At 40.1% G+C, this 19,566-nt stretch carries 16 protein-coding genes; 2 read left to right on the top strand and 14 right to left on the bottom strand.

All coding sequences use genetic code 11. From position 1 onward, the window contains the following. Positions 1–236: 236 nt before the first annotated feature. The 4 genes from V7150_RS00630 to yfkAB form a co-directional block, all read right to left on the bottom strand. Positions 237–575 (bottom strand): YrdB family protein, encoded by a 339-nt coding sequence (locus tag V7150_RS00630; RefSeq protein WP_335512598.1) that lies wholly within the window; start codon positions 573–575, stop codon positions 237–239. Between the two features lie 45 nt (positions 576–620). Then, positions 621–1,283 (bottom strand): DUF2306 domain-containing protein, encoded by a 663-nt coding sequence (locus V7150_RS00625; protein WP_335512596.1) that lies wholly within the window; start codon positions 1,281–1,283, stop codon positions 621–623. A 30-nt stretch (positions 1,284–1,313) separates the two neighbouring features. Next, complete coding sequence (locus tag V7150_RS00620; RefSeq protein WP_335512594.1) at positions 1,314–1,919, bottom strand: TetR/AcrR family transcriptional regulator; 606 nt, start codon at positions 1,917–1,919, stop codon at positions 1,314–1,316. A 466-nt stretch (positions 1,920–2,385) separates the two neighbouring features. Further along, positions 2,386–3,504, bottom strand: coding sequence for a radical SAM/CxCxxxxC motif protein YfkAB (gene yfkAB, locus V7150_RS00615; RefSeq protein WP_335512592.1), 1,119 nt, complete (start codon positions 3,502–3,504; stop codon positions 2,386–2,388). A gap of 228 nt (positions 3,505–3,732) precedes the next feature. Here yfkAB and V7150_RS00610 point away from each other — a divergent pair, with 228 nt between their 5' ends. Next, positions 3,733–4,533, top strand: a complete 801-nt coding sequence (locus tag V7150_RS00610) for a formate/nitrite transporter family protein (protein WP_335512590.1) — start codon at positions 3,733–3,735, stop codon at positions 4,531–4,533. A 151-nt stretch (positions 4,534–4,684) separates the two neighbouring features. Here the strand turns inward: V7150_RS00610 and V7150_RS00605 are convergent, their stop codons facing one another. From V7150_RS00605 to V7150_RS00560, 10 genes are all read right to left on the bottom strand, one after another. Next, positions 4,685–6,322 (bottom strand): hypothetical protein, encoded by a 1,638-nt coding sequence (locus tag V7150_RS00605; protein ID WP_335512587.1) that lies wholly within the window; start codon positions 6,320–6,322, stop codon positions 4,685–4,687. 3 nt (positions 6,323–6,325) lie between these two features. Further along, on the bottom strand, positions 6,326–7,111 hold the full coding sequence (locus V7150_RS00600) for an ABC transporter ATP-binding protein (protein ID WP_335512585.1): 786 nt from the start codon (positions 7,109–7,111) through the stop codon (positions 6,326–6,328). Positions 7,112–7,200: 89 nt separating this feature from the next. Continuing rightward, entirely contained in the window at positions 7,201–9,330 is a 2,130-nt protein-coding gene (gene recQ / locus V7150_RS00595) for a DNA helicase RecQ (protein ID WP_335512584.1), read from the bottom strand. 349 nt (positions 9,331–9,679) lie between these two features. Beyond that, positions 9,680–10,774 (bottom strand): CaiB/BaiF CoA transferase family protein, encoded by a 1,095-nt coding sequence (locus tag V7150_RS00590; protein WP_335512582.1) that lies wholly within the window; start codon positions 10,772–10,774, stop codon positions 9,680–9,682. A gap of 15 nt (positions 10,775–10,789) precedes the next feature. After that, positions 10,790–12,364: a fatty acid--CoA ligase gene (locus V7150_RS00585; protein WP_335512580.1), complete on the bottom strand. Its 1,575-nt coding sequence runs from the start codon at positions 12,362–12,364 to the stop codon at positions 10,790–10,792. Positions 12,365–12,655: 291 nt separating this feature from the next. Further along, positions 12,656–13,813: a thiolase family protein gene (locus tag V7150_RS00580; RefSeq protein ID WP_335512578.1), complete on the bottom strand. Its 1,158-nt coding sequence runs from the start codon at positions 13,811–13,813 to the stop codon at positions 12,656–12,658. An 18-nt stretch (positions 13,814–13,831) separates the two neighbouring features. Beyond that, positions 13,832–14,977 (bottom strand): acyl-CoA dehydrogenase family protein, encoded by a 1,146-nt coding sequence (locus V7150_RS00575; RefSeq protein WP_335512576.1) that lies wholly within the window; start codon positions 14,975–14,977, stop codon positions 13,832–13,834. A 213-nt stretch (positions 14,978–15,190) separates the two neighbouring features. After that, the gene (locus tag V7150_RS00570; RefSeq protein WP_335512574.1) at positions 15,191–16,726 is read right to left on the bottom strand and encodes an acyl-CoA synthetase; all 1,536 of its coding nucleotides are present in this window, start codon (positions 16,724–16,726) and stop codon (positions 15,191–15,193) included. A 232-nt stretch (positions 16,727–16,958) separates the two neighbouring features. Continuing rightward, positions 16,959–17,150, bottom strand: coding sequence for a hypothetical protein (locus tag V7150_RS00565; RefSeq protein ID WP_335512572.1), 192 nt, complete (start codon positions 17,148–17,150; stop codon positions 16,959–16,961). Positions 17,151–17,166: 16 nt separating this feature from the next. Continuing rightward, the gene (locus tag V7150_RS00560) at positions 17,167–18,909 is read right to left on the bottom strand and encodes a sigma 54-interacting transcriptional regulator (RefSeq protein WP_335512570.1); all 1,743 of its coding nucleotides are present in this window, start codon (positions 18,907–18,909) and stop codon (positions 17,167–17,169) included. A gap of 149 nt (positions 18,910–19,058) precedes the next feature. Between V7150_RS00560 and V7150_RS00555 the strand changes: the two genes are divergently transcribed. Continuing rightward, on the top strand, positions 19,059–19,265 hold the full coding sequence (locus V7150_RS00555) for a zinc ribbon domain-containing protein (RefSeq protein ID WP_335512568.1): 207 nt from the start codon (positions 19,059–19,061) through the stop codon (positions 19,263–19,265). The last annotated feature ends 301 nt before the right edge of the window (positions 19,266–19,566 follow it).

Genomic DNA, 19,566 nt, shown 5'->3' with positions numbered 1-19,566 from the left:
CCTTGTCTTGTCCGAATGCATGGCTTATTCGGACAGGATTAGCTGGAAATTGCCTTGTCTTGTCCGAATCCGAGGCATATTTCAGAAATTGCCTTTGTTAGTCCGAATGAAAGGCTTATTCATACAAGACAAAGAAAAATAGCGTGAGTCAATTCTCACGCTATTTTATATTTCATTTAATACCTATGCACCCGAAAACGGAACACTTTATTTCAAAATGCAGACTGTTTTCCATTTCATTGATCCCAAATTTTTATTAATATGAGATTAATAACCGTAACCAATCCATATATAACGGCCAGTTTTTGTTTTTCGATAAAAAACAGGGCAATTGCTGGTAATCCAAAAATGATGATTTCCAATAAAAGAAAGGGGAATCCGGTTAATAAATACGTTGCCTTTGGCGCTCCAAACAATCCCCATGTTACCGCTGCTAGTAAGGGTGTCCCGAATCCTACTATGATTTTCATAATGGTACCCTGAGATACTTGAAATCCCCAATATCCCAAAATAATGAGTGCGATGATTTCTAACAAAAATCGCACTCCTAGATTCAATACCTTGATTCCTTCCATTGATTCCCCACCCCATTAGATAACTGACTATTAATTTTTATATATTTACTCTGCTGAACAAGTATATCGGGTTGATTTTTTGCCTGCCGTCCGATTTCTCTTTAGATATCTTTCTGTAAAAGATAAATTAATAATCATCGAAGCGATTACTGCAAGAGGAAAACCAATGGCAAACCCAAGATGGAAAAGAAATACCAACATTGGCATTAGAAGACGGAATGTAACGAAGACAAGTGTAACTGCATAGCTGCGAAGCATCCATTCTTGGTGGCTTTGGATATTTCTCTCACGAATCCGTTTAAGTCCTATGAATGTCGTCACCATCCAAACAATATCCAGTATGAGAAATCCAATTGTTCCACCAATTCCACCAGTTGCATAAAACGCAAGGCAGATTCCTGCAGGAACACTTAGAAAAATGGATGAAACATAGATTTTCCCAATAGTACGATGTACTTTTATATTTTTACGACTTACCTTTAAAAATTGTAAAGGCCCAAGGATTAAAGCTATTGCTCCAGTTGATATATGGAAGAAGAATAAGATTTTCCATGTTTGATAATGAAAGGATGGATTCTCTAACTTCCCTGAAACCATAGCAGCTTTTTTGGGGTCGTTAAGACCATAGGTTATTAAGATATATACGATGAACCCCGTAATGACAAGATAACTGAGCCAAACTGTCCAATTAATTTTACGTTTCCCCATTAATTTCTCCCCCCTAATTGTTTCAACCCCTTATGTTAATCCCTTAATCATCGCATCTACCTGAAAAGTGACAAATCCTTCTTTTTCATGCCAGCTAAAGTCTGGAAAGGTTATTAAAAGACTTGTTATGCCGTGAAGTGATGCCCATAATGACTGTGAAACCAGTTGAGCATCATTCTTCTTTAATGCCCCTGTACTCATAGCTTTAGCTACAATCTCGGTTAATAGAAGAAAACCTCTTATCCTATCATCCTCTTCTGTCATGACCCTTTGAAGCTGATGGAGGTTCTCAATGAAAATTAACCGGTAATAATCGGGATGCTTAAATCCGAATTCGATATAAGCATATAATGATGCCTTCAATCTTTCCAATGCATCCTGTGAATCACTTTTAGCTACTCCTTCCTTTAAGCTTGATAGAAAGATGGAATAGCCCTGCCTTAATATTTGAATCAATATTTCTTCTTTGTTTGCAAAATAATTGTAAATGGCTGTAGGGGAATAATCGATTTGCTTTGCTATTTTTCTCATTGAAACATTTGCATACCCATCAGATAGAAACAACCCAACCGCTGCTTCAATAATTTCTAGCCTCATCTCCTCAATCTCACGTTTTCGTCTTTCTTTCGTACTCATATACTGTTTCACGCTCCAAGCTAGAATCATTGTTAGAACTTATGTTTACACAGTTATTTTAATTAACACCGTTAACTTATATTACAGTGTTAATTATACAACTTATGTAAATTTTGTAAATAGTTTTTTTATTTAAACGTGTTTAAATGAAAGGGACATTTTCTTATGACAACTGTTTTTCATAATCTATTTAATTTCGCATCAATCGTTTCTACACAGGGACAGAAATTAGTACTTAGGTTAAATTTGCACTATTCCTAATTCGAGTGTAAAAAAGTATATTTATTATTAGCATTACAGAAAGTTCTGTAACCATCTTCTTTATATACGCGAGTTGAAATACGAAACCAGATCAATTTTTAAAATAAAAAGGGCAGCCAAAACCATTAAGATTTGGTTACCCTTTTTCTACTGTTTTTTTAATTTTGTACTCGAAAACAGAACCCGTTAGATTTGCCCCGCTTTTTTATTTTTGAATTTTGTTTTGCCGTTTGCTAAAGTCACAATCTTGATAATAGCTATTCTTGACTAATATATTTGGTCCAAGGCAAGAAACAGCCGGGCAATGGCAGCTTAATTCTTTTGCTAGAGACGATGTTTGCCAAGATGCATAGGCATCTACCAGCCTCGTTGTTTGGATGTTTCCAAGCGGTGGTGTATCACCAAAATCGGTGACAATAATGTCGCCGTTAAATATATTTACATTCAAGCGGGAACGGCCATCAGGATCGTTTCTGACGGTAACATTCTTACTCCTATACAACCTTTTTAAAAGTTCCAATTCCTCTTGGTTACTGCTGCAAGCATAAAACGGCAGCGTCCCAAACAGCATCCATACATTTTCATCCCTGATATCTAGTAAGTGATGGATAGCCTTTCTTATTTCCTCCAACGACAAAGTTTCCAGATTACTAGCAAAATCGCTAGGGTACATCGGGTGAACCTCATGTCTCTGGCAAAGCATTTCATTGACAATTTGATGGTGAATTTTTGCTAAATGAGGCAATGTCCGTTTGTTTAACATCGTTTCAGCCGAAACCATTACTCCTGCTTTAACAAGCGCGCGGCTATTTTCTATCATTCTCGTAAAGTATTTTTCTCGTTGTTCATAATCAGGCTGACGCTCCATCCTCGCAAAACCGCCCTCAACAAAGTCATCTACTGTTCCCCAGTTATGTGAAATATGTAATACATCTAAGTAAGGAATGATTAATTCATACCTAGCTAAATCAAGTGTTAAATTCGAGTTTATTTGTGTCCGAACGCCACGGTCATGTGCATATTTTAATAACGGTACGACATAATTCTTTACAGAGGATAATGATAACATTGGTTCTCCGCCAGTGATACTTAAGGAACGGAGCGCCGGGATTTCTTCCAGCCTTTGTAACAATACATCAAGAGGAAGCGCCGCTGGATCCTTTGTCTGCAGTGTATATCCTACTGCACAATGCTCACAGCGCATATTACAAAGAGTTGTCGTAGTAAATTCAACGTTCGTTAGCTCAGGCTTTCCATATTCCTCGATATCTAAATAAGCCTCCCACGGATCATATATCGGTGTAATTTTTTTCATTTTCAGCATAATAAACTCCTTAAAAATCAGTCTTTACAAAACTTTTTTTATTATAGCTGATTTATGGACAAATGTGCTAATTTCTACTGTTACAACATTCTATGATTCCCAAAATACGTTTATTCAAAGGATAAAGGTTAGTGCTAATGTGGAAAATTTACCCCATCTATACATATCTCACCTTTTTTCGTTTAAAATTAAACAGGTATAACGATAAATGGGATGGTGATATGACACATGGAAATTCAGGCTTTAGGTGAAGCTGAAAAACTAGCCTTAAAAAAGGTGAAAATATTTCGGCAAAGTGTTCTCCGCTATATTTTACGTTCAATGCTTGCCAGTATGTTTATTGGTTTTGGCGTCATAGTTGCATTCAAAACTGGGAATTACTTTTATCTTGATCATTCCCCTTTCGCCTATCCGATGGCTGCGCTCACCTTTGGAGCGGCCATCATTTTAATTGCCTACGGCGGCGGAGATTTGTTTACAGGAAATACGTTCTATTACACGTATGCTGCGCTTCGTAAGAAAATGACCTGGACAGACGTTGGGAAGCTATGGGTTTGCAGTTATGGAGGAAACATTTTAGGGGCAGCTGTATTTGCCTTTATCATTTTTACAACAGGACTTTATACCGAGACGTCAGTCAATGGGTTTTTACTCCATGTCGTGGAGATTAAAATGCAGGTGCCGACGACGGAGTTATTTTTCCGTGCCATCCTTTGTAATTGGCTAGTCTGCATGGCCTTCTTTCTTCCAATGGGGTTAAAAGGGGATGGGCCGAAAATGTTTGCGATGATGCTGTTTGTGTTTTGTTTCTTTATTTCCGGCTATGAACATAGCATCGCCAATATGTGTACGTTTGCCATTGCATTAGTCCTAAATCACCCTGGGACAATTTCATGGGGCGGCGTGATCCATAATTTAGTACCGGTTACAATTGGTAACTTGATTGGAGGATCTGTTTTTATGGCGATGATGTACTATTACGCTAATAAACCGTTTTTAGATGAATATGAAAAAGAACAGGGCAGATAGTCCTGTTCTTTTTATCGACAAATTACCTGGGAAATAACAACAATTAAAGAGAGATATCGACAACGATATGAATATTCTAAAAATAATATCAATTTTAATTTCCCTTGTAGATGGCTGACACCAAGAGAAATTCCCCAATGACAGTCTTTATTCATTTAAAATCCCACACCGTCTTATACGCCAGCTTCCATGAAAAAATGGTAGCAGCTACAAGCAAGATCAAATAAAGAGGTACACCATAAGGAATTAATGTAACAGCAAAATGGATCCCAGTGAAAGCAGCTATACAAAGGGAAGCCAGAATCACTTTTAATCCCCCGCTCTGAAGGGCATCCTCAAATGATTCTGAAAATGGCAATGTTCCTTTTAGATAGTTCGAGCAAATAACCGTATATAAAATAGCGGAAACAAATACAACCAATAAATCATCGATAATTTTTACCCCAAAAATGGCAATAAATATTGCGCTTAAAACGATATAGACAGGCAAAAAGAGATTAACAATAAACACCTTTAAGACTGAACTGTAAAATGGTGCTAGGTTGTGGATTGGCGCTGTTTGGTAAATCCATGCTCCTTTATATTTCCCCGAGTATTTCAGCATGGTAATGGCATTTGGGATCATTAAACAGCTAAAATAAATCGATAAATACCATTTACTAGAAACCATGTGAGCATAGGAATTCATTTGGATTTCATTAAACAGAAAAATAAACGGAAAAACAAGTGATAATCCTAAGGCGGGATATACCTTTAAACGAAATTCTCTCTCGTTTCGCATCATATGATCAGCAAAGCGGAAAAAGATCCTTTCCTCGTTATTTCGGCAAATCACTTTTACGAGCCCATTTTTCCATGTTCGCTCCCTCCGTTTGCTTCCCCCGCTATTATTCGTTAGTTTTTGCAGATTTCTTTCAAATGAAGGCATCATCCTGGTATAGATAATGATTGAGACGATCGGAATAACTAGTGCTACGAGCGAAAATGAGACAAGATAACCGTCAGAATGCTGCTTCAGGAATATCTCATATGGTGCTCCAAACCAAATCGGTGGAATGAAGAATTGCCACCAGCTTGGTGTAAAGGTTATTTTCATATCAACAAAGCTAAAGGCTCTTGCCAATACCTGGTATCCTACAGCAATCGAAATGGATAAGCCAATTTGCACGTAATTGATGATATCCTTCAGCTTTTCACCATCAAAAAACCGCAAAATAAAATAATAAATTATGGCCGTTAATACGACAATAAAGAGATTGACTAAAATAAGACTGATTATTGATAGGAGTAAAAATAAAATCCCATGTCTAAATGTCCCGATTACTATAGGGACGGCCGTAAGTGCGGCAGTTAAAAAGACTAAATAAATACAAATATGAACTGTTTTCGCTACATTTAATGTCTTTTTATCTACTGGCTTTGTCAGGAGAATTCCCTTATCCCTGACATCTAAAAGTACATTCGAAAAATCTGAAATCATTGATGTCATCACCAAAAACATGACGATGCCATAAAAGATGCTCATTTGATAAAGTAAGCTGTGTTCAAGCACGACAAAAGGAATGAGCATTAGGCTTAATAACACATACATCCCTAATGATTTGATAAAACCGTTTTCTTCAGGTTTCTTCTTTTTCTTTGCCTGCTGGTTAAAGATAGTCGGGGTTCTTCTCCCATCCATCGTCAGTTTAACCGTCAAAATTTTTCGCATAACAGTGTAATTGATGCCAAAGCGTTCAAAAAGGCCACGGAAAAAATCTAGGAATCTTAGCGTCTTAAAGTTTTTCATCCGTTATACCTCTTGAACGATGGACACGAATTCTTCTGCTAAAACCCTATATTCATTAAAACCTGTCAGCTGATTAAAAATCTGCTCCAGTGTCCCTTCTTTATTTTGCTCCTTCAACTCATTGAAGGTGCCATCGGCAACAATTTTTCCGTCATTAATGAGGATAATCCGGTTGCTGATTTTTTCAACCACATCCATAATATGGGACGAGTAAAAAATCGTTTTCCCCTGTGCTGCAAGAATGGCTAGTATTTCTTTAAAAATCATTACACTATTGGCATCGAGTCCGCTTAACGGCTCATCTAAAAATAACAGGTCAGGATTATGCAATAAACTAGAAATAATTAGTACTTTTTGCCGCATGCCCTTCGAATAAGAGGAAATTCGTGAGTGGTACACATCTTCTAAGCCAAAGACCTTCATCAGCCTTTGCGCCTTTTCATCCGCAGCTTGAAAATCCATACCATATAATTCTCCGACAAAGGTTAAGTATTCCATTGCAGTGAGATTATCATAGAGGTCGGCAATTTCCGGTACATAGCCTATTTTTCTTTTATAGTCGATATTCGTTTCTATAACTTCCTCGCCAAAGATTTCTACCGTACCGTTATAGTCCGCTTCAAGTCCAAGTAAAATTTTAATCGTTGTACTTTTACCAGCTCCATTTGGCCCAATGTAGCCGATAATCTGTCCGCGATAGACAGTTAGATTTATCTCTTTTAGCACATTTTTTGCACCATAATGCTTTTCTAAATCCTTGATCGATAATACTACTTCGTTAATTGTCATCACCTTCTATCATAATTGATAGTTTAATAATAACATATTTTACCTGATTTTCTAAAAAAAGTATGACCGGCATAAAGCCGGCCACTTACCTACTTATTTTTACTCAAAAAATATACATACGCTTTGATCATGAAATAGCTGACTTCCTCAGGGAGGAGTTCCTTGATGGGTTTTAAGCGATCCCTTCCTGCCTCAGCAACTGCCTTTTCCAATAATGGAATGTATTCATCTGGGATGAATTTTGCAAAATCCACTTCCATTCCCTGCTGCGCACAGAGGATTAAATGCTCTTCAACTGTTTTAGTTGATAACTCCCGCTTTTCTGCAATTTCATTTAGAGAAAGGTTATTCTTGTATAAAGTATAAGTTTCCAAATGGGAATCACGAACCACCTTTTTGGCAGGTTTTTTCGCTGCTTGTGGGTCTGAATCGAATTCGCTCTGATAGTCAGGATGATCCTCTAAAAAAGCACGGATTGACTGGATAAATTCGAGTCCGTATTTCTTGAGCTTATGCTCGCCGACACCGCTGACCTGTAAAAATTCCTCGTTTGTTTTCGGCAGCTTGGCACACATGTCCTTGATTGCAGCATCAGAAAAAATGACGAATGGCGGCACTTTCTCGGCTTCCGCGATTCCTCTGCGGACATCCCTTAATTCTTCAAATAGCGGATCATTCTTCGAAACTTGTTTCACTTTCACTGCTTCTCTACGATAAACCGGTTGCTTTCCTAAAAGAACATCTTTTCCTTTTGAAGAAACATAAATGGTCGGAAATTGTCCCTGCTCAATCGCAATTAACTCCTGCGAAATCAAAAATTCAATAAAATCGCTGACCTCTTTCGCGCCTTGATCCTTCATGATTCCATAGGTAGTGAGCCGCTCAAAGCCCATATCCATCACTTTTTTATTTTTCGATCCGGTAAGCACCTGTGCGGTAATGTTTTTACCAAAACGCTGCCCCATGCGAATCACACAGGACATCACCATTTGTGCTTCCTTCGTGACATCAATACTTGTCCTGGAGTCCAAGCAGTTTCCGCATCTGCCACAGCTTTTAGTTTCTGTTTCGCCAAAATATTTTAAAATGAATTCCTGAAGGCAGCTTTCCGTATGACAATAATCTGCCATCTGCTGCAGCTTTTCTAATTCTTGTGTAATCCGGCTCCGGTCGCTTGACTGATCAATTAAAAAGCGCTGAACCTGTACATCCTGGGGGGAATATAGCATGACACATTCACTTTCCAACCCATCCCGTCCGGCACGGCCTGCTTCTTGATAATAGCTCTCCATATTTTTGGGCATTTGGTAATGAACAACATATCGGATATTACTCTTATCAATCCCCATCCCAAAGGCAGATGTGGCAACCATAACCGAGGCTTTATCTTCTAAAAATCGTTCTTGCTCACGAGCACGGTCTATATCGCCCATACCTGCATGGTAGCGGGCAGCATTTATATTTTCCTTCCTGAGCTTTTCATAAAGCTGATCGACGTTCTTCCGTGTTGCCGCATAAATAATGCCTGCTTCATGTTCATTCTTTTTCAAATAATCCAACAGGTACTTTAGCCGATCCTGGCCTTTAATAACTGAAAAAGACAGATTTTCCCGTTCAAACCCAGTGATTATGGTATTTCTATCATCAATGTTTAAGAGATGGCAAATATCCTCACGAACTCTTGGGGTTGCAGTTGCCGTTAACGCTAGAACATTCGGCCGTTGCGGCAGACTATTAATCATTTGTTGAATATGGCGATAGCTTGGACGGAAATCATGTCCCCATTGCGAAATACAGTGCGCCTCATCTACAGCGACTAATGGAATGGCCATATTTTTCAGGTCTTCAATAAAGTCATCTGATTCTAATCTTTCCGGTGCTATGTATAAAAGCTTGTATTTTCCTTGCTTCGCATCCCGAATTCGTTCATTTGCTTCACTATAACTTAATGAACTATTAATAAATGTGGCTGGAATTCCTGCTTGAATGAGGGCATCTACTTGATCCTTCATTAAGGAAATCAAGGGGGAAATTACTATTGTGGTGCCCGGAAGGACGAGAGCAGGAATTTGATAACAAATGGATTTACCGCCACCCGTCGGCATGACACAAATGGTATTGTTGCCTGCAAATACTGAACGGATTGCGTGCTCTTGACCGTTGCGGAATGAGCTGTAACCGAAGTAGGAATTAAGTAGTGGGAGTGCTTTTTCAAACAAGATCGTTTCTCCTTTCATTTTTAGAAAAATCTATTACATAATCTTATTATACTGCTTTTCATTCTCTAATTTTGTCTTTATTTAAGATTATTTGTGTTCAATTATACTAATAAGCGTGTTGGTATTGCCTTTTTCTTAGATTGGCTTTACGTTACCTTTTTGCTATTTCCCTCGGGTTCGGGCACGTATAACCGCTCTACGTTACCGTTTAACCGTTTTTACTTTGAATTCGGGCATGTAGAGAGCCACTCTACTTTACCTTTTTCCCTCGGGTTTGGGCACGTAGATCGACTCTAAACGACCTTTAACAAAATTAGACTGCCGATTCATCCTCGACAGTCTATACTTTTTATATAAAAATATTATTTATTATTTCATCTCTATGCTCGCCTTTATTAGGTGGAGGGGTAATCGACTCCTGCTCTAGGTCACTGTGCATTTTGACTTGAAAATCTCCCCAAGAAGAAGCAAAGATGAGTTCCTTTTCTTTAAAATATGGGTTTTCACTAAGTTCCCCTATCTCGAGAACAGGTGCTATACAGCAATCTACTTTTTGGGAAAACTCCGTCCACTCATAAAAGGTTTTACTTTTAAAAAGCGCTGTCACTTCCTTAAAAATAGGATTGGCATCCTCCGTCTTTGAAAATTGCCCCCCAACCCAATCCTCACGCCTTTGTGCTAGACAAAAATTCCGCCAAAACTTCGGCTCTAGTGCAGCCAAACTCATATACCTTCCGTCCGACGTTTCATAAATGGCGTAAGAAATAATGCTTCCGTTTAGGACATTAATGCCAGTCCCTTCACCTGTTTCCCTTTCAACCATTACATGGTTACCGAGCAATGATACCAGTTGATCGGTTATCGAAATAGAATGATAGCTTCCTTGCTCCTTCAAAGACCTTAAAACAAGTCCCGCTAAAATCCGTTCATTTGCGGCAAAACCGCCCAAATAATCAGCTATCGTAATGGATGGATGGACAGGTTTCCCCGTTTTATCTTTGAGCTGGGCTAGAACTCCGCTTAAGGCCATATAATTAAGATCATGGTTGCCAAGCTTGCTAAGAAGCCCATTCTGTCCATATCCGGAAATAGAGCAATAGACGATATTAGAATTCACTTTTCGAACAGCCTCATATCCCAGCCCTAGCTTCTCCATCACTCCGGGTCTGAAGCTTTCAATAACCACATCGGCACTTGCAATCAGTTTTAAAGCTGTTTCTAAGCCTTTTTTTTCCTTCAAATTAAGGGTAATGCTTTTCTTTTGGCGGTTATTTGCTAGAAAAACAAGTCCTGTGCCCTGTTTTGATATTCCTGTATTGCGGGCAGGATCTCCTTCTGGAGACTCCACCTTGATAATTTCTGCTCCCATTTCTGCTAATCGTAATGTAGCAAAAGGGCCTGGCAGGTAGTTTGTGAAATCAATGACTTTTATCCCCTTTAGCATTTTCAGTACCCTTTCTTAGGAATTGGTTGAGCCTGGGGCAAAAAGTTCCTCTAGCTGTTTACGAAGAATGAATTTTTGGATTTTTCCGCTGGCATTGCGCGGGAGTGCTTCACAGAAAACATATTTCCGCGGACGCTTATAGTTTGCGAGACTATCACTATTCATGCAGAATTCATCTAATTCTTGTTCGGTCACATTTGGATCTTTTTTTACAACAAAAGCAGTAACGGTTTCGCCCCAGCGGTCATCTGGCTGGCCGACAATAGCAACGTCCAGAACTCCCGGGTGTGCGTGCAAAACGTCTTCAACCTCACGCGGATAAATATTTTCTCCACCGCTGATAATCATATCGTCAACACGGTCATTGACAAATAGAAATCCCTCTTCATCAAGATAGCCGATGTCTCCCGAATGGTACCAGCCCTTAAACATCGCGTTTTCCGTCGCTTCTTTACGATTATAGTAACCTCTCATCATACATGGCCCTTTAACAAGGATCTCACCTGTTTCCCCTACCGGAACAATATCATCAGGATCAGATGGCCCATCTTCTCTTGTACGGACAATTCTAATATCATGATTTAGAGCAGCCTGTCCAGCAGAACCCGCTTTTCTTAGTTGATCAGTTTCCGACAAGAAGGTAATTGCAGGTCCCATTTCTGTCATTCCATAGGCTTGCATTAGCGAGATGCCTAAGCGGTCATGCAGAGCATGAACGAGAGAGGGAGCCATGGGAGCCGCACCATAAAAACCATGCTTCAGACTTGATAAATCATATTGGCTCAAGTCTTCTTGAAGGAGCATATTCCACATCGTTGGTGCCGCAAAGAACCTAGAAATTTTTTCTTTTTCAATTAAAGGAAGAATTGCTTTAGGATTAAATTGATGCAGAATGACATTTTTTGCCCCAACATGCACTCTCGGCAGGAAGGCACAATGCAGTTCGGCGCAATGGAACATCGGCGCAGTCACTAGGCCCACATCTTCCGTTACAAGCTTTCCGGAGGCAGCGCAGAGGACGCTTTGATCCACCATATTGCGGTGGATATGCATTACTCCTTTGGGTCTTCCTGTTGTTCCGCTTGTATAGATAAAGGCATATATATCATTTTCATTGACTTCAATTTGAACATCTTCAGTAGATTCGGAGGCGACTTTTTCTTGATAACTACTGGCATATTCCGGTTTATCTTCATCAATGAACCAGAAGGCGATTTTATCGAAACGGTTGGCGATTGCTGCCACAACTGGCTCTAAAGTTTTTTCAAAAAGAACAACCTTTGGGGCGGCATCCGCTAAAATATATGCCACTTCCTCAGGTGTGAGCCGGAAATTAATCGGGTTAAAAATAGCACCGATTTTGGCACAAGCAAAAAAGGCAGTCCCTAATTCTTCAGTATTGAACATGAATGTGGAAACGCGATCGCCCTTTTTTACTCCTTCTTTTAATAGGGCATTTGCCAGCCGGTTGACCTGTTCGTTCCATTCTTTGTAGGTGTAGCGGACATTTTTTCGAACATCATACAGGGCTTCTTTGTTTGGAAACTTTTTTACCGTTAAATCAAAGATTTTTCCGATTGTCGTGGTCATGTAAATGCCTCCGATACATTAAATTTGGAGGCAATCGGCACTGAACCGACTGCCTTAAGAGTGTTATTTCACCTTATAAAAAAACATCGATTTTGCTTTAAATCAACTTATTTATTGACGTATCCTATTAAACCTAACAGTTTAGAACCTCTTAACAGCATTAATTTTAAAATGGTACATCGTTCTATCGGGGAATTCGGCCTCTCTATCTGCGAAATTTGGAATCGGCGATTTTCTCCCTTCTATCAGTGAATTCAATTAGACGGGCTGCTAATAAACTCTGATTGAGAGTTAATCTAACCGTTCAATAATCGTCGCGTTTGCCATTCCGTGGCCTTCACACATCGTTTGCAATCCGTATCGTCCACCGGAACGTTCAAGCTCGTGTATCATTGTCACCATTAACCGAGCACCGCTGCCGCCTAGCGGATGACCAAGGGCAATCGCACCGCCATTTGGATTAAGCTTCGCTGGGTCAGCACCTGTATCTTTCAACCAGGCAAGTGTTACTGGTGCGAAGGCTTCGTTTACTTCAAATACATCAATATCGTCAATCGATAGGCCTGATTTTTCAAGAGCTTTTTGTGTAGCTGGAATAGGACCTGTCAGCATCAAGGTTGGATCGGAGCCAACGACTACTCGGGTATGAACACGGAAACGAGGCTTCAGACCAAGCTCTTCTGCTTTTTCACGAGACATGAGCAATAGAGCGGCTGCACCGTCACTAATTTGACTAGAGTTTCCGGCATGAATTACGCCTTCTTCCTTGAAAGACGTCTTTAAACCTGACAATGCCTCCAGTGAAGTTCCTCTTCTTGGACCGGAATCTTCATTAATGGTGGCAGTGGTCCCATCCGGAAGTGTAACCTCTATTGGAAAAATTTCCCTAGCAAAATAGCCTTCATCCTGCGCCTTTAATGCCTTTTGATGGCTTTCAAGTGAGAATTGATCCAACTGTTCTCGAGTAAAGCCATATTTTTCAGCAATCCGTTCGGCGGACAGGCCTTGATGGATCATTTCATACTTTGATTTTAAATTTGGACTAAAAGGTTCCTCAGCACCTTTATAGTTAGAACCCATCGGCACTCGGGACATACTTTCGACACCGCCTGCAATGACGACATCCATGTCGCCAGCAAGGATGGCCTGAGCAGCAAAATGAACGGCTTGCTGGCTTGAACCACATTGACGGTCAATCGTGGTGCCTGGCACTTCTATTGGAAAGCCGGCGATTAATGCAGCGACTCTGGCAATATCGCCTGCTTGTTCACCTGCTTGCGTCACACAGCCTAAAATGACATCATCAACGATAGCAGGATCGATACCAGCACGGTTCACAAGCTCTTTTAATGTTAAACCTGCCAAATCATCAGGGCGGATATCTTTCAAGATACCATTTCTTCTTCCTACCGGAGTTCGAACACCCTCAACAATTACAACTTCACGCATATTCATCTTCCTCTCTTTCTAAAATCCGAGATTTTTAGCAATAATCGTTTTCATAATTTCATTTGTGCCGGCGTAAATGCTGGAGACAGGGATATCACGGAATCGTCTGGCAATCTCGTACTCTTCCATATATCCGTAGCCGCCATGGAGCTGCATGCATTCAGAAGCTATCTTCTTCGCGATGTCAGTCAGTTTCCATTTTGCCATTGATACTTTCGTCACGACATTTTTCCCTTCAATATGCTCGGCAATTAACTGATCTAAAAAGGCTCTGCCCATTTCAATGTCGGTAGCCATTTCGACTATTTTAAACTGGGTATTTTGGAACTGACTGACTGGTTTTCCGAATGCTTCCCGGCTTTTTACATAATCAATGGTCATTTTCAGCATCACTTCCGATGCCGTTTGCGCCCCAATCGCGACAAGCAGCCGTTCCTGTTGGAGTTTTTCCATTAAATATAGGAAGCCTTTCCCTTCCTCGCCAAGCAAATTATCCTTTGGCACCCGGCAGTCTTCAAAAATCAATTCTGCTGTATCCTGACAATGGAGCCCAACTTTGTTCAGTTTTCTTCCTCTTGAGAAACCAGGAGTGTCCCGTTCGATGACAATCAGACTGACACCTTTATGTTTCGGTACTGCTTGCTGGTCGGTCTTAACCGCAACCACAATAAGGTCGGATTGGATACCGTTTGTGATGAACGTCTTTTGTCCGTTGACAATATAGTGGTCCCCTTCCAGCTTGGCGGTTGTTTTGATGTTGGCGAGGTCAGAGCCAGTGCCTGGTTCTGTCATCGCAATGGCAGTAATGATTTCTCCCGTGACACACTTTGGCAGCCAGCGCTGCTTCTGTTCCTCGCTTCCATAAGCTGTGATGTAAGGGACAACAATATCATTGTGGAGACTTACCCCAATTAGCCCAGAGCCAACGTGTTCCAGCTCTTCATTAATGACAACGGCAAATCCCCAATCTACCTCACTGCCGCCATATTTCTCATCGATATCGGGACAAAGAAAGCCCTGCTCGCCCATTTTCCTCCAAAAAGAACGGGGAATCATTCGTTCTTCCTCCCATTGTTCATAAAAGGGATATGCTTCCTTTTCTAAAAACTTTCTTAATGATTGGCGAAAAATTTCGTGATCTTCGTTTAAATATGGGTGTTTCATGTTTTGACCTCACTTCCAAAAATTTTATTTAAGTGTAGATATTTCCGATTAAATAGCTTATGAACAAATATTAGGCCTATATGAACAATTTTTAATTTATATGAACAAATTTTGAGTCGATATGAACAAAACTACGGCGGATATGAACAATACTAAAGCGGATATGAACACATTTAGGTTCAATTTGAACAAATCCGTACTCTTTTCTAGAATCTAAGACAATCTTTCCCCGCTAATCAGATTCATTCTTTGACGCAGTTGGTATTTTAGTATTTTCCCTGATGCATTCCTTGGCAGCTGCTGCTCAATAAAAATCCGCCTTGGAACTTTATAGCCTGCCAACTTCTCCCGGCAAAAGCTGCGCAATTCCTGCTCATCGATTACTGCGCCTTCTTTTGGAACGATGACCGCACATACCGCCTCACCCCAAACCTCATCCGGCAAGCCAATAATCGCTGCTTCAAGCACTGCTGGATGTTCATACAGAACTCCTTCGACTTCAACGGAGTATACATTTTCTCCGCCCGAGATGATCATGTCCTTTTTCCGGTCAACTAACGTGATATAGCCTTCCTCATCGATAGTTGCCAAATCTCCTGTATAGAGCCAGCCGCCCTTGAGAGTACTCTTTGTTTCCTCTGGCTTTTTATAATACTCCTTCATCACCATCGGGCTGCGAACAATAAATTCACCAATGACACCTGGTAATACATCCTTACCCTCTTCATTTACAACCCGCGTTTCGGTCATGAAAATTGGTTTCCCGCCCTTGCCAAGATGCTGCTTATGCCCCTCAGGATCAAGGAGAATGCCACCTGGTCCAGCTTCGGTCAATCCGCATAAGTTGTAAAATTGATCGGTTTTAAATAACAGCATGCTTTTTTTGACAAGCTCTGGAGCCATTGGGGCTGCTCCGTATCCGACTCTTCTTATGGAAGTTAAATCATAATCGATAGCATTTGGAACTTGGAGAAGAAAGTTATACATGGCTGGTACTGCAAACAAATGGGTAATTTTATGTTCTTGGATCGCTTGCAATGTTTTTACTGGATGAAAATCGCGATGGATAATATGGGTCGCACCTAGGGCAACGCCGGAAATAAGAAATAGGTTCAACTGGGCAGAATGGAACAGCGGCGCAAGATGGAGAATCCGCTCATGCATACTAATCCCCATGTTGATGGTAACGGAAATACCTACTTTAAAAATTTGACTATGATCAAAGATGGCACCTTTTGGACGTCCTGTTGTACCTGAAGTGTACAAAATCTCGACATCGTCCTTCTCAGAAACCTCTATATCTGGCTCATTCGTGTGTTCAGATAAAATTTTTTCATAAGAATAGAAACCTACAGTTTCCGGTTCGCCAACCGTCATGACCATTCTGACCCCTGTCCCCTGTTTCGCTTCCGCAATGATTTGTTCAAATTCCTTATCACATACCACAATGGCCGTATCAGACTGTTCTAAAATGTATTGAACCTCTGTTGCTGTTAAACGGAAGTTCACTGGAACAGCGACAGCGCCAATTTTAGCAGCGGCAAAAAAGGTAAATACAAAGTGATCAGAATTCTTCATCATTAAAGCAAGCTTGTCACCTTTATTCACACCCTGTTGCAGTAGTCCGTGAGCAAGCCTGTTTACTTCTTCATTAAATTGGCGGTACGTATAGCTTCTGCCTTCGCACTCAATTGCTAGTAATTCCGGAAACTTGCGGGCACTTTGAGACAAGAGACTTCCGATATTCATTCAAGGATCCCCCTTTATTAAAAATGATCTCCACCTTTAAGTATGCAATTTTTATGCCAATATTCAGATAACTAAACCAACAGACTCAACTTGTAAAAATAAGGTCACTCTATTAGGGTTTATGTATTTTCAAATACATTTCATATACAAAAAGTGTCCAATTAATGGACACCTACAATTCAACTTCAATCTTATTCCATTACCGGGATGAAATTTCCCCTAATAACATTATTCACACGACAGTGAAATACATCAAAGCGGTATCCTTTCGTTTCGCTTTTAGTTCGATCACACCTATTACTGCAAACATCACCCATAAACATAGCCAAACAATCGGGAGGAATTCACTTTTATGAAAAAACACAACAAATATGGATAAGCTTAGTCCAATAATTCCAATTAAAAATCTTATAGCTTCCCACATAAGTCCTCCGAATTTTTCATACTAGTTTGTATTTCTTAATTTTTTCATACAAGCCCGAGCGGCTGATTCCTAGTAATCTAGCTGCTTGAACTTTATTTCCTTGTACCTGAACAAGCGCTTTTTTAATTGCCTCGAGCTCAGCATTTTCGACCATGGACACATTTAGGGCAGGTTCTTTAAGCGGAACCTGCTTAATTAAATAATCCGGCAGATCCTCGTATTTAATTTTTCCACTTTCGGAAAATGTCATCGCCCGTTCCATGACATTCCGTAATTCGCGAACATTACCCGGCCAGTCGTAACTCAGAAGCGCTTCTCTGGCACGGGTCTCAATCCCGGAAATACTTGTGCCTAAAATTTGATTGAATTCAATCATAAACTGCCTAAATAAATGATCAATATCATATGGACGATCACGGAGCGGCGGAATATGAAGTGAAATAACATTGAGACGATAATATAAATCCTCTCTAAAAAGGCCTTCCCTGACCATTTCTTCTAAATTTCTGTTCGTTGCCGCAATGATTCGGACATCTACTTTTATCTTTGCTGTGCCGCCAACTCGGTAAAATTCCCGTTCTTGAAGTACGCGCAGCAGCTTTGCTTGCAAGGATATGGACATGTCGCCAATCTCATCGAGAAAAAGCGTTCCTCCGTTGGCCAGATCGAACTTCCCAAGTTTGCCTTTTTGCTTTGCACCAGTAAAAGCACCTTCTTCATAGCCAAAAAACTCGGATTCTAGCAAATCCTCCGGAATCGCTGCACAATTCACAACGATAAACTTCCCGGTACTCCTGGCACTACTGCTATGTATCGCGTGGGCAAATAGTTCTTTCCCAGTGCCGCTTTCACCGCGGATGAGCACCGTTGACCTGCCTTTAGCCGCCTTTGCCCCGCTTTTCTTCAATTTCTCCATAAAGGGGTCCGTGCTTAAAATTTGCTCCCATGTGAACCGGGCTGTTTCCGATTTCTGATATTGCTGATGATAAAAGTTCGCTTTGTTTTCTGCCTTCTGCAGCTTTTTGAATAACTCGCTTACCTCGTTTAATTGGCGGAAGACGACCTTGCCGATTGCCCCAATGACTTTTCCATCCTCAAGGATTGGGATGCGGTGAACGATATATTTTATCCCATTGATTTCTAAAAAGCCGCTGACCTCAGCTGCTTCTGATTCATAAACGTTTTCTAAATGCAGCTGAGGCAATGCCTTCGCGGCTAGCTTGTACAGTACCGCTTCTACTGGACGATTAAATAATTCCAGAAGCGGAGGGCTTACCATCGTGATGACTTTCTTTTCATCCGTCATGACGATTCCATCAAAAGCATGGTCAATGGCTGTTTCCAACGTTCTCTTTAATTTTTTTATCGTTTGCAGCTCTTGTGACGTTTGCAGCAGTGACATCACCATATCCGTTTTCGTTAGGATGCCAATGACACGATTCTGTTCATCGACGACCACACCGGTTCCAACCTTGCTTTTTTTGACGATTTCTTCGATTTTTTCATAAGGGATATCTACACTGATTTTTTCAACCTGTTTCTTTATGTAATTTTTAATTGGAGTCGTAAGCTGACATTCTGCTGTGACCATCTGATGCAAACTGCTGCGGGTAAAAACACCGACTGGATGTCTGCTAGCATCTGTAACAGGCAAGAGGTTCCACTTCTTTTGGTACATAAGGGTAATCGCTTCTTTTAGAGTGGTTTCTTCGGTAACAACAAAATCAACAGGTGTAATAATATCTTTAAATTGGAGCATGTCATCACTCCTCACTTTTCACATACCTCTATTGTAACAAAACCGATGGATATTTTTGAATATTTTAACAATAATAAAATTTTTATTTTGGAAACTTTTAAACTCTTTTATCGTAGATATTTAGAGAGAATGTATAGAGGAGTGACATTATGAGCGAAAAAGGCTGTATTAAATGTGGAAGTAGAGATACCGGCACCAAAGATGTAGCCATGACTGGTACGGGGCTGTCAAAAATGTTTGATATTCAAAACAATAGCTTTACAGTCGTGTTTTGTAAAAACTGTGGGTATTCCGAGTTTTATAACAAGAATACTTCCACAGCTTCGAATATTATTGACCTGTTTTTTGGTGGTTGATACAAAAAAGGAACAAAGAAGATCATTTGAAGATTTTCTTTGTTCCTTTTTTTATTTAACGGTGACAATGATTATTAATTTTCTTTAAAGGAGGTTTGTTTACTAGACTTAGAACATATATGTCTAATAATAGGTTTTCCGGGTCCATCCAAAACCCGCTACCACCCATATTAGGTTCACCAAATTTGATCCAGTTTATCAGCATAAAATTTAATTGCATCTTTATAACTTAATATTTCCTTATCTGCAGTCGTATCTACTAAGGATTTTAGTAGTAATTCCATAGCATTATGATATTCTT

This window comes from Neobacillus drentensis, from assembly GCF_036965245.1.
GTDB lineage: Bacteria > Bacillota > Bacilli > Bacillales > Cytobacillaceae > Neobacillus > Neobacillus drentensis_G.
This window is presented reverse-complemented; position numbering and strand designations above follow the sequence as displayed.

Bases quoted from the DNA above. Each gene is read 5' to 3' on its own strand.
- V7150_RS00630 (WP_335512598.1), bottom strand. From the start codon at position 575: ATGGAAGGAATCAAGGTATTGAATCTAGGAGTGCGATTTTTGTTAGAA.
- V7150_RS00625 (WP_335512596.1), bottom strand. From the start codon at position 1,283: ATGGGGAAACGTAAAATTAATTGGACAGTTTGGCTCAGTTATCTTGTC.
- V7150_RS00620 (WP_335512594.1), bottom strand. From the start codon at position 1,919: ATGAGTACGAAAGAAAGACGAAAACGTGAGATTGAGGAGATGAGGCTA.
- yfkAB (WP_335512592.1), bottom strand. From the start codon at position 3,504: ATGCTGAAAATGAAAAAAATTACACCGATATATGATCCGTGGGAGGCT.
- V7150_RS00610 (WP_335512590.1), top strand. From the start codon at position 3,733: ATGGAAATTCAGGCTTTAGGTGAAGCTGAAAAACTAGCCTTAAAAAAG.
- V7150_RS00605 (WP_335512587.1), bottom strand. From the start codon at position 6,322: ATGAAAAACTTTAAGACGCTAAGATTCCTAGATTTTTTCCGTGGCCTT.
- V7150_RS00600 (WP_335512585.1), bottom strand. From the start codon at position 7,111: ATGACAATTAACGAAGTAGTATTATCGATCAAGGATTTAGAAAAGCAT.
- V7150_RS00590 (WP_335512582.1), bottom strand. From the start codon at position 10,774: ATGCTAAAGGGGATAAAAGTCATTGATTTCACAAACTACCTGCCAGGC.
- V7150_RS00585 (WP_335512580.1), bottom strand. From the start codon at position 12,364: ATGACCACGACAATCGGAAAAATCTTTGATTTAACGGTAAAAAAGTTT.
- V7150_RS00580 (WP_335512578.1), bottom strand. From the start codon at position 13,813: ATGCGTGAAGTTGTAATTGTTGAGGGTGTTCGAACTCCGGTAGGAAGA.
- V7150_RS00575 (WP_335512576.1), bottom strand. From the start codon at position 14,977: ATGAAACACCCATATTTAAACGAAGATCACGAAATTTTTCGCCAATCA.
- V7150_RS00570 (WP_335512574.1), bottom strand. From the start codon at position 16,726: ATGAATATCGGAAGTCTCTTGTCTCAAAGTGCCCGCAAGTTTCCGGAA.
- V7150_RS00565 (WP_335512572.1), bottom strand. From the start codon at position 17,150: ATGTGGGAAGCTATAAGATTTTTAATTGGAATTATTGGACTAAGCTTA.
- V7150_RS00560 (WP_335512570.1), bottom strand. From the start codon at position 18,909: ATGCTCCAATTTAAAGATATTATTACACCTGTTGATTTTGTTGTTACC.
- V7150_RS00555 (WP_335512568.1), top strand. From the start codon at position 19,059: ATGAGCGAAAAAGGCTGTATTAAATGTGGAAGTAGAGATACCGGCACC.